8 protein-coding genes are annotated in these 10,284 nt (G+C 65.8%); 7 read left to right on the forward strand and 1 reads right to left on the reverse strand.

Annotated elements, in window-relative coordinates; translation table 11 throughout:
• From GF399_10790 to GF399_10820, 7 genes are all read left to right on the forward strand, one after another.
• Positions 1-444: T9SS type A sorting domain-containing protein (locus GF399_10790; GenBank protein MBD3400800.1), on the forward strand; the 444-nt coding region annotated here is incomplete at its 5' end.
• A 291-nt stretch (positions 445-735) separates the two neighbouring features.
• Positions 736-2,514, forward strand: coding sequence for a hypothetical protein (locus GF399_10795; protein ID MBD3400801.1), 1,779 nt, complete (start codon positions 736-738; stop codon positions 2,512-2,514).
• Positions 2,511-3,857, forward strand: coding sequence for a response regulator (locus GF399_10800; protein MBD3400802.1), 1,347 nt, complete (start codon positions 2,511-2,513; stop codon positions 3,855-3,857). The genes GF399_10795 and GF399_10800 overlap by 4 nt, the downstream gene beginning before the upstream one ends.
• 154 nt (positions 3,858-4,011) lie before the next feature.
• Positions 4,012-5,463 carry a T9SS type A sorting domain-containing protein gene (locus GF399_10805; protein ID MBD3400803.1) on the forward strand — a complete coding sequence of 484 codons (1,452 nt, stop codon included), beginning with the start codon at positions 4,012-4,014 and terminating at the stop codon, positions 5,461-5,463.
• 616 nt (positions 5,464-6,079) lie between these two features.
• Entirely contained in the window at positions 6,080-6,694 is a 615-nt protein-coding gene (locus GF399_10810) for a TetR family transcriptional regulator (GenBank protein MBD3400804.1), read from the forward strand.
• Positions 6,695-6,823: 129 nt separating this feature from the next.
• Entirely contained in the window at positions 6,824-8,224 is a 1,401-nt protein-coding gene (locus GF399_10815; protein ID MBD3400805.1) for a hypothetical protein, read from the forward strand.
• A complete protein-coding gene (locus GF399_10820) occupies positions 8,225-8,629 on the forward strand; it encodes a DUF2141 domain-containing protein (protein ID MBD3400806.1) in 405 nt (134 codons plus the stop codon).
• Between the two features lie 289 nt (positions 8,630-8,918).
• Here the strand turns inward: GF399_10820 and dprA are convergent, their stop codons facing one another.
• Positions 8,919-9,968: a DNA-protecting protein DprA gene (gene dprA, locus GF399_10825; GenBank protein MBD3400807.1), complete on the reverse strand. Its 1,050-nt coding sequence runs from the start codon at positions 9,966-9,968 to the stop codon at positions 8,919-8,921.
• Between the last annotated feature and the right edge of the window lie 316 nt (positions 9,969-10,284).

Below are 10,284 nucleotides of genomic sequence, written 5' to 3' on the forward strand. Positions count from 1 at the left end.
CTGCGCGGCGCCGAGGACCCCGTCCCCGTCTCCGGCGATCTTTGCGGCCGCCGCGGCAGTTGGCTGGATCGGGAGGTCGAAAGCGGCGGGGTTTATGTTTACCGGCTGGAGGTAACGGGGGATTACGGTCTCACCGAGCTCTACGGCCCCACGGAACCCGTGGTGATGCCCGGTACGGCGCGGGGTCTGACGCTGTACGAGCCCTATCCCAGCCCGGCCGCCGACGTCGTCGCCCTGGAGTACGAGATCCCGGCGGAGCTCGAACTCGTCACGCTGACCATCTACGAGCTCTCGGGGCGCCGTCTCTCTACCCAGACCCTGGAGTCGAACCCCGGTCGGCATACGCTGCTCCTCGACGTCGGGGACTATCCCCGGGGGGTTTACCTCGCCCGGCTCGCCGGCGAGGAGGCGAGCCGGACGCTGCGCTTCGTCATCAACCGTTAACCCCGAGACGACGGGAAGCCGATTTCCGGGAACGCCTGCTGGATAACGGACCCACCGGGCCGTTACCAACTAATCGTGACCGGCGGAGCTTGCAAAGCCCCGCCGGTTGCTCGTTAACGGCGAACCCCACCCTAGCGCCGTCCGGCGGGTCTCCGGGACTGGTAGGTCGGCCCGTTGGGTCGTCATTCGTTAATGAATGCACAATCCGGGGAAATACTCCCCGATTTCCCTGGACTAGCCGACCCGGCTGGGTTACAATCCCCGGTGGATGACAGCCGGAGAACCCGACCCATGAGACGCACCCCCGCCGATCTGGAGCGTATCCGCGAGACCGCGGTCAAGCTGGCCGTCGATTTCTGCTCCCTCTCGCGGCGCATCCTGCGCTACGCCAACCGCGGCACCCCGCGCGCCGATTTTCTGCGCGAGGTCTCGCGGATGATCCTCGAGTTCTCCACCGCCGACGCCCTCGAGCTGCGGATGACCGACGGCGAGCTGCGCTATCGCTGGAGCGCCGTCCGCGACGACGGCGAGGCCCTGGACTGCGAGCGCCTGCCCGGCATCGTCCGCGCGGGTCGCAACCTGCCCTGCCGCGATGACGAGAGCCTTTACGAGCGCCTCTGCGCCGCCGTCATCCTCGACGAGCTCGACCACGCCGCGGCCAACGTCACCGGTGGCGGCAGCTTCTGGCTGCCGGGCCTGACGGACGAGGTCTGCTGTCCGCCCCTGTTCGAGGATGCCGGTTCCGCCGAGCTGGAGCGTTTGACCGGGGGCTACGCATCCCTGGCGCTGATCGCCTTCCACCTCGACGAGACCAACACCGGCCTGCTGGTCCTCAAGAGCCGCCGGGAGCGTTTCCTCAGCCGTCGGGAGATCGAGTTCTACGAGGGCCTGGCCGAGACCCTGGGCGTCGCCGTGGCCGATCGCCGGGCCCAGCACGCCCTGCGTGAGCGCATCAAGGAGCTGACCTGCCTCTACGGCATCGCCAAACTGGTCCAGCGGCCCGGGATCGAACTCGACGAGCTGCTCCAGGGGATCGTCGAGCTGATGCCCCCGGCCTGGCAGTACCCGGAGCTGGCCTCGGCCCGTCTGGTCCTGGACGACGAGACTTACACCAGCCCGGATTTCGACGGCCGCGGCGCCGCTCTGCGCGCCGAGATCGACGTCGGCGGCCGCAAGCGGGGCTTCGTCGAGATCATCTACTCCGGCGGTGAGCAGTACCTCGAGGCCACGCTGTTCCTGGAGGAGGAGCGCAGCCTGATCGAGGGCATCGCCCAGCAGATCTCGCTGATCCTCGACCGCCGCCACGCCGAGCGCGAGCGCCGACGCCTGCAGGAGCAGTTGCGCCACGCCGACCGTCTGGCCACCATCGGCCAGCTCGGCGCCGGGGTGGCACACGAGCTCAACGAGCCCCTGACCTCGATCCTCGGTTTCGCCCAGTTGGCCGCCAAGCAGCCCGAGCTGCCCGGCGAGGTCGCCGAGGATCTGGAGCTGATCATCAAGAGCAGCCTCCACGCCCGGGAGATTGTCAAGAAGCTGCTGTTCTTCAGCCGCCAGATGCCCTCGCGCAAGACCGCCGTCGACCTCAACGAGACCGTCGAGCACGGCCTGTACTTCCTCGAGTCCCGTTGCGCCAAGGAGGGTATCGAGCTGGTCCGCCGCCTGGACGACGAGCTGCCACCGATCATCGCCGACCCCTCCCAGCTCCACCAGGTGCTGGTCAACCTCGTCGTCAACGCCATCCAGGCCGTCGCCGCCCGCAAAACCAGCGCCGGCCCGGGTCGGTTGACCATCGCCACCGACCACGACGGCGCCCGCGTCTACCTCCGCGTCAGCGACAACGGCGTCGGCATGGACGACCAGACCCGCAGCAAGATCTTCCTGCCCTTCTTCACCACCAAGGACGTCGGCGAGGGCACCGGCCTCGGTCTGCCCGTGGTCTACGGCATCGTCACCGGCCACGGCGGCTCCGTCGAGGTCCAATCGACCCCCGGACACGGCTCGACCTTCACCGTCGCCCTGCCGCGCTCCGACGTGGCCCCCCCCAACGCTTCGGAAGGTGACCGCGCATGAGCGAGAACAAGGAAACCCTCCTCGTCGTCGACGACTCGCCCCAGACCCGCACCCTGCTGCAGCGCACCCTGCAGGCCGCCGGTTACGAGTGCTTCACCGCCGGCTCCGTCGGCGAGGCCGTCCGCCTGCTCGAGCAGACCGCCGTCGAGCTGGTGATCACCGACCTGCGTATGCCCGGCGAGTCCGGGATGGACCTGGTGCGCCACGTGCGCGAGAACCTGCCCCGGACCCAGGTGATGATGATCACCGGCTACGCCACCGTCGAGGGCGCCGTCGAGGCCGTCAAGACCGGGGCCGAGGAGTACCTGGCCAAGCCCTTCACCGACGAGGAGCTGTTCGCCGCCGTCGAGCGCGCCCTGGAGAAGCTGCGCCTGCGTCGCGCCGTGCGCCGCAGCGAGGAGCCCTCCAGCTACGGCATCATCGGTGGGAGCGCGGCGATGCGCGAGGTCTTTCGTGCCATCGACAAGTCCGCCGGCACCAACGCCACCGTGCTGATCAGCGGCGAATCCGGCACCGGCAAGGAACTCGTCGCCCGGGCCGTCCACTACCACTCCCCGCGGGCCAAGGCCCCCTTCGTTCCCGTCAACTGCGGCGGCATCCCCGAGGGCCTGCTGGAAAGCGAGCTCTTCGGTTACGTCAAGGGTGCCTTCACCGGGGCCGGCGAGACCCGGGCCGGCTTCTTCCAGACCGCCGAGGGCGGCACCATCTTCCTCGACGAGATCTCGGAGACCAGCCCCGCCATGCAGATCAAGCTGTTGCGAGTCCTCCAGGAGCGCGAGGTGGCCATGGTCGGCTCGACCAACCGCCGCAGCATCGACATCCGCGTCCTGGCCGCCACCAACAAGAATCTGCGCCGCCTGGTCGACCGCGGCGCCTTCCGCGAGGACCTCTACTACCGCTTGAACGTCGTCGCCATCGATCTGCCGCCGTTACGCGAGCGCGGCGACGACGTCCTGCTGCTGGCCCGGCACTTCGCCGCCCGCTACGCCGAGGAGCTCGACCGCCCCCTGCCCCTGTTCACCGACAAGGCCCTCGACGTCCTGACCAGCTACGCCTGGCCCGGCAACGTCCGCGAGCTGGAGAACCTCATCCAGCGCCTGCTGGTGATGAGCGAGGGCGGCGAGCAGAGTCGGACGATGATCGACGTCAGCGACATGCCCGACTACATGCGCTACTGCGCCGGCGGCGCCGGTCTCGACCGCTCCCTGGCCGAGATCGAGGCCGAGCATATCCGTCGCGTCCTCGAGGCCCACGGCGGCAACAAGACCCAGAGCGCCAAGGTCCTGGGCATCGACCGCAAGACCCTGCGCGAGAAGATCAAGCGCTACGACATCCCGGACTGAGTCGGATCCTGGGCGTTCGATGAAAACCGGGACGGGCCGTCAGGCCCGTCTTTGTCTTCTTGACAAATATTATCATCTTTAACAATTATTGCTCTGTGTATGTTGATTGCACTAACTTACTTCAAACCTCAGACGACTTCAAAGGGAGCGGAAAATGAAACGGATGCTGTTACTCGTTTTGGCCTTGGCCTTAGTCGCACCCGCAACCGCCGATGACTGGCACATCGAAACGGTGGATTCGGGTGGTAGTGTCGGCTGGTTCACCTCTCTGGCGCTGGATGCCGGCGGCAACCCGCATATCTCGTACTACGACGCCACCAACGAAGACCTCAAGTACGCGTATTGGAACGGTGCCAGCTGGGAGCTCGAGACGGTGGATTCGACTGGTGATGTTGGCTACTATACCTCTCTGGCGCTGGATTTTAGCGGCAACCCGTGCATCTCGTACTACGATTACGACAACTACGACCTCAAGTACGCCGCCTGGAACGGCGCGAGCTGGCAGATCGAGACGGTGGACTCGGTCGGTTGGGTCGGCCACGATACCTCCCTGGCGCTGGATGACAGCGGCAACCCGCATATCTCGTACCAGGGAGAAGGCGACCTCAAGTACGCCGCCTGGAACGGCACTAGCTGGGAGATCGAGACGGTGGATTCGACTGGTGTTGTAAACCTGTACACCTCCCTGGCGCTGGATTCCAGCGGCAACCCGCATATCTCGTACTACGACGACACCAACGACAGACTCAAGTACAGTTGGTATAATGCAGCTCCTCCCGCCTTCTCGCTGCTGTCTCCCAGTGACGGCGCTACCGTGGACGATTATCCCCTGTGCGACTGGGAGGATGCCCCGGACTATCCCATCGTCAGCTACGACCTCTGGTACTCGACCGAGTCCGACTTCGATCCCCACGAGGAGCTCAGCGGCCTGACCGACTCCGAGTACCAGTTCAGCGACGCCGAGCTTGATCCGGAGACCATCTATCACTGGAAGGTCGTTGCCACCGACGGTTATGAAGAAACCTGGTCCAGCGAGACCTGGAGCTTCTACGTGCCGGAGGATGTCGGTATCGACGGCGTCGAGCTGGCGGCTACGCCCGAGGATGAAGGTGTCCTGCTCGGTTGGACGGTCAGCGGCGACGTGCCCGCCGATGTCCGCGTCCTGCGCGGGGAAGAGAATCCCGTCGCCGTCAGCGGCTCGCTGCCCGGTGCGACCAGCCGCTGGCTGGATCGGGGCGTCGAGCCCGGCGGGAGCTACGTTTATTGGCTCGAAACAACGGATAGCGCAGGCTGTGTAAAAAGATTCGGGCCGACGGCGGCCGTCGTCGTACCCGAAGAGACGCACCGTCTGACTTTGGCTGAACCGTATCCCAACCCGGCGGCTAACAGTGTCAGCGTCGCCTTTACGCTGCCGCAGGCCCAGCGCGTCAGCCTGAGCGTCTATGACCTGGCCGGGCGCCGGGTGACAACGCTGAGCGAGGGAGAGCTGCCCGCCGGACGCAACGAAGTGAGTTGGGACTGCGCCGGGGAAGCGTCGGGCGTCTACCTGCTGCGGTTGGAAACGCAAGGCGCGGTGCTCAGCCGCCGGCTGGTCGTTGATCGCTGATCCGTCCGTCCCCTGGGGCGGGGCCTACGACCGCCCGCAAGCCGTTAAACCTCGACGGCGGGGTCCCCAGGCCCCGCCGTTCTCCTACACCAATATCAACTCGTCCCCAACCCTGATCCGCGGCGGCCGCTGAAGACGTAGTCGTCGGTTCGTCGCTCGCTCAGCCCGTCGACGGCTTTCCGTTGCGCCTCTCGTTCCTCCATGATCGTCTTCCTTTCGCGGGACCCTTCGCCGGATAAGCCACGATATCCGCCGCTAGATAAAACGTATCGTTAACCACTGGAACATGACGCTACATTATCCGGTATGCAGATCGTCTTTTAGCTCATCCGAACACTTGTTCGGCTATTCCTAGCAGCAGGCCGGGTGCGCTGAGGGATATCATGCCAATTATCATCAGGATACACGACTAACGGCGTTATTTTTATGGGGTGATGATGCCAAGCGCATAACCTGCTGACAGAGCTGCAGATAACGGCTCCGCCGAACAGCCGTTCGGTAATTGAGCAAGATCTGACCAGGCGCGCCCTTGATAGTTGAACTTAACGCTGTTATATTTACCCCCGGACAGCAACGAGATGACCGCCGTGAATGAACGCCGTTAAGGAAGGCCGCCATGACCCGCCCACCCAACCCCGAGCTGCGCGAGCGGCTGCTGGCCGAGGCCGAGAAGGTCGTCGCCGAGGGCGGCGTGGCGGCCCTCAACATGCGCCGCCTGGCCAAGCGGGTCGGCGTAACCGCCACGGCCATCTACGGCTACTTCGACTCCAAGGGCGAGCTGCTGTTCCAGCTCAAACTGCGGGGGGCGCGCAAGCTCAACGCGCGCATCGGCGCCATCCCGCCCGCGCTGGGGCCCCACGAGACCCTGCACGAGCTGGGGCGGCGCTACCTGGAGTTCGCCGAGGACCACCCGCAATTGTACAAGCTGCTGTTCGAGGAGCTCGAGGGCGGTCTGCCCGGCGAGGACGAGCTGCCGGTGATGTACCACACTTACTATACGGCGAGCAACGCCCTGGAGCGGATGGCCGCGGCCGGGGAGATGCCCTTCGAGCCGAGTTACGGGGCGCTGATGGGTTGGGTGATGCTCCACGGCTTCTGCTCGCTGCTGATCTCGGGCCGCTTGGAGCTGGCCGAGGAGCTGGATCGCGACCAGTTGCGCCGCATTTTCCTGGAGTTCTACACCGGCGGCGGCGGACGGTTGGACCGCGAGGGTTGCGACGGCCCGAGCTGAGAGGCCGCAGTTGCGAACCCACCGGTGGCTAAGACTCACCTTGACAAGGGGATACGGCTTCTTCTTTTCGCAGTAACTATAACGATGTTAAGATAACCGCGTTCTTGTAGCCTGGCGAAGGAGTATCCGATGAACATTCTGGTCCTCAACGGCAGCCCTAAGGGCGATCTAAGTGCCACGATAAGATACAGTTACTACCTGGAGAGGCGGCTGCCCGACTGGCGGGTTAACGTTGTTAATAGTGCCCAGCAAGCCCGGGCCCTGGAGGCCGATACTGCTAAACTCGATAATATTATCGAGCAGATAGAGGAGGCCGATCTCGTCCTCTGGTCGGCACCGCTCTACATCCTCCTCGTCAGCTCCCAGTACAAACGCTTCCTCGAGCTGCTGTACGATTCACCCAGCGCCCGCCAGGCCCTCGAAGGCAAGTACTGCGCCAGTATCACTACTTCTATCAACTACTTCGACAACCTGGCCCACGACTACCTCCGCGCCCTCAGCGACGAACTCGGCCTGCGCTACCTCGACTACTACTCCGCCCACAGCGCCGACCTGCTCAAACCCGCCGAGCGACGACGCCTGGAGATATGGGGCCGGCGGCTGCTCGAGGACGTCAAGGCTCAACGCCCCGTAACTCCCCGCTACAAGCTCGTCGAGCCGGTTCAGCTTGACTACTCACCCGGCGCCGGACCCCTCGCCAAAGCCACCAACGGCCGCCGGGTGGTCATCCTCACCGATAACGCCGACCGGGACTCCAACCTGGCCCGCATGCTCGGCCGCCTGGCCGCCAACTTCGATCGCGTCGAGCTCTACAACCTCCGCGACATCGACATCAAGGGCGGCTGCCTGGGTTGCTGCAACTGCGGCTTCGACTACGAATGCGCCTACAGCGGCAAGGACGGCTTCATCGACTTCTACCGTGACAAGGTCATGGGGGCCGACCTGCTGGTCTTCGCCGGCGCCGTCAGGGCCCGCCAGCTCTCCTGGCGCTGGCGGCGCTTCTTCGATCGCAGCTTCTTCAACACCCACACCCCCGTGCTGATGGGCAAGCAGTTGGCCTTCCTCGTCTCCGGACCCTTGAGCCAACTGCCCGAGATGCGCCAGGTCTACCGCGGCTGGGTCGAGCTGCAACGCGCCCACCTCGTCGACTTCATCACCGACGAAGCACCCGACTCCGTCGAACTCGACGCCCGCATCGACGACCTGGCCCGGCGGATGCTGGCCGACGCCGCCCACGGTTACGTCCGACCGCGAACCTTCCTCGGTGTCGGAGGGATGAAGATCTTCCGCGACGATATCTGGGGCGGGCTGCGCTTCCTCTTCCAGGCCGACCACAAGGCCTATAAACGCCGCGGCTATTACGACTTCCCTCAGAAGAAGCTGGGAATGCGACTCAAGCGGTCTATAATGTACCTGTTCGCCAAGCTGCCCGGCATCAAACCCCGGTTCAAGGAAATCCTCAAAGACAAGATGGTCGAACCCCTGGATAAAGTCCTCGCCGAAACCGCTACCAACACCGAGGAGGCCTAGATGCGCACTCCCGTGCAAGTCTGCCTGTCGATCCTGCTAAGTACCACCCTGGCGTCCGCGCTGACCATCAGCGGCACCGTGACCAACGTCGGCGAGAGCGGCGACGTCTACCTGGCCCTCGTCGAGGACCTATCCTGGGACAAAGAGCCCGTCGCCGGGCTGATCCTCGACAGCGCCGACGCCGTCAACGGCCGGCTCGCCTTCACCTTCACCGACATCGAACCCGGCAGCTACGGCATCATGGTCTTCCAGGACGAGGACGGCGACGGTGACCTCGATACCGGACTCTTCGGCCCCACCGAGCCCTGGGGCAACTACCGGGAAAGCCGCCCCATCCCCCATCTGGCCGAGATCCTCTTCCCGCTGAAAGAACACCTCTCCGGCATCGTCATCGAGCTGGATTGACCGCCGAACCGCCAACCGCGCCGGCGGTGGCGCGGTTTTTGCCCGGGGTCCGCGAAGAGCGGACCCCGGTTTCGCAAAAACCGTGACGCCGCCGGGCGCATCCACCTGCGCCGTCACGCTTCTTGCAGCCCGGGTTCACCCGGCGCTTCAGCCGGGTGAACCCGGGCAACAAGCGTGCCGGCGCCGGCGAGCCTAATCCGCAGCGCGGCACCGTTGCGGGCCGTCGCGGATTCAATAAACCGTAGGACGGGGGTGCAGTGCCCCGTCCTACGGTATCAGGTATCGTCGGCTAAAACGGTCGGCGGTAGTACATCCCCGGCAACTGCTCGCAGAGCCCCTTGAACTCCAGCGCCAGCAGGGTTTGCAGCAGGGCGCCGCGCTCCAGACCGCAGCTCTCGCTGAGTTCGTCCAGGTGCACGGGTTCGTGGGCCAGTTGCTCGTGGACGACGGCCTCGTCGCCGGCGAGCTCCGGCGGGGCCTCGATGCGCCCTTCGCGGATCAGCCACTCCTGCGAGGGCGTGTTCAAGGCGTTGAGAACGTCGTTGAAGTCCTCGCAGAAGCCGGCGCCGTCTTTGAGCAGGGCGTGGGAGCCCCGGTTCGAGGGCGAGAGGGCGTTGCCCGGACAGGCCAGCACCTCGCGCCCCAGCTCGGCGGCGTACTTGGCGGTGATCAGCGCCCCGGAGCGTTCCGGGGCCTCGACGACCACCGTGGCCAGCCCCAGGGCGGCGATGATGCGGTTGCGCCGCGGAAAATTCTCCGCCCGCGGCTCGACGCCCAGGGGAAACTCGCTCAGCAGGGCGCCCCGCTGGGCGATCAGCTCGTAGACGTCGCGGGCGCCGGCGGGAAAAACCTTATCGATGCCGTTGCCCAGTACGCCGATGACCCGGCCGTCGGCGGCCAGGGCCCCGCGCTGGGTGTTGAGGTCGATTCCCGCCGCGCAACCCGAGACCACGGTGAAGCCCGCCCGGGCCAGGTCGCGGCCCAGCTTGGCCGCCATCGAGCGCCCGTAGGCCGTCGTGCGCCGCGTACCGACCACGGCCACGGCCCGGCGGTCCTCCTCCGTCCAGCTTCCCCGGCAGTAGAGCACCATCGGCGGGTCGTGGAGGTCCTTGAGCGGCGGGGGATAGTCAGCGTCCGGGTAGAGCAGCAGTCCCAGGTCCGGATAGCGCTTCATCCGCTCCAGGTCCGCCGCCACGGCCTCCGCCAATCCTCCGCGGTGCTCGATAATCGAGCGCGCCACGTGGTTGCCGATGCCGTGGACGCCGATCAGCCGGCCCTGGGGTGCGTTGAGCACCTCGCGGGCGCTGCCCAGGCGTTCGACCAGTTGTCGGAAGCGCACCGGCCCGACCTCCGGGATCAGGTTGAGCCCGATCCAGGCCGCCGCTTCCGAATCCGGTGTGATGTCCGCCGCCCGGCGCAAGTCCTAGACCCGCGGGATGATCCGCAGGATGATGAACATCAGGTGCGCCAGCACGTCGACGCCGTTGCAGTCGTCCTCGCCGATGCTCTTGGATAGCTCGTCCAGCTCGGCGAAGCGCTCCTCAACCTTGTGCAGCAGGGTGGGGTAGGCGGCCAGGCGCTCGCGGACCGCCGCCACGGCCTTGCCGACGCCCTCCTGCACCTTGCTCCAGTCGGTGAAGTCCTCGGCCTTGAAG

The organism is Candidatus Coatesbacteria bacterium, from assembly GCA_014728225.1.
Taxonomy (GTDB): Bacteria; RBG-13-66-14; RBG-13-66-14; order RBG-13-66-14; family RBG-13-66-14; genus WJLX01.